Source organism: Janthinobacterium rivuli, from assembly GCF_009208735.1.
Lineage (GTDB): Bacteria > Pseudomonadota > Gammaproteobacteria > Burkholderiales > Burkholderiaceae_D > Janthinobacterium.
This window is the reverse complement of sequence record NZ_WFLJ01000065.1, coordinates 1-488: the sequence shown is the minus strand read 5'-3', so window position 1 is coordinate 488 and position 488 is coordinate 1. Positions and strand designations below refer to the sequence as shown.

Here is a 488-nt window from a genome sequence, read left to right as displayed (position 1 = left end):
TTTTATATGGCGGGCGAAGTGACGGAATACGACAAGCGGGCCAGGATCGCCTCGTTCGCCAATAAACCGCCTGAAGATGGTTTTTATAAACGCGCGTATGAGCTCAGCCGGAAGACGGAAGCCGCGCAACTGAAACAGAAGAATGGCGAAGCATTGACGCCGGAAGAGGAAGCGCTGGTCAAGGAGGCGCAGCACGGCACTCCCTATCCGATCCGTACGGATGCCGACAGCGCCGACATGCGTAGCAGGCTGATCACCACGCAAACCTATACGCGGCGCGAGGGTGGCGGTTATATCCTGCGCCGTGGCTATTACCCGCAAAGCGGCTTCTTCCGGAAAAGCGTGCACGAGAAGGAACTGCAACGCATGCCGACGGCCGGCATCCAGGCGAAAGAAGCACCCGAAGAATTCGTGTGGAGTGAAAACTTGATACAGGATATTGCGCAAGCCAAAGCCGATGAAGAGATTTACCTGGCGCAGCAGCGCTA

The 488-nt window shown here is 56.8% G+C and carries 1 pseudogene; it reads left to right on the top strand.

Features of this window, described 5'->3' with window-relative positions:
* A pseudogene (locus GCN78_RS29520) lies at nt 1-488 on the top strand (hypothetical protein); the annotation flags it as partial.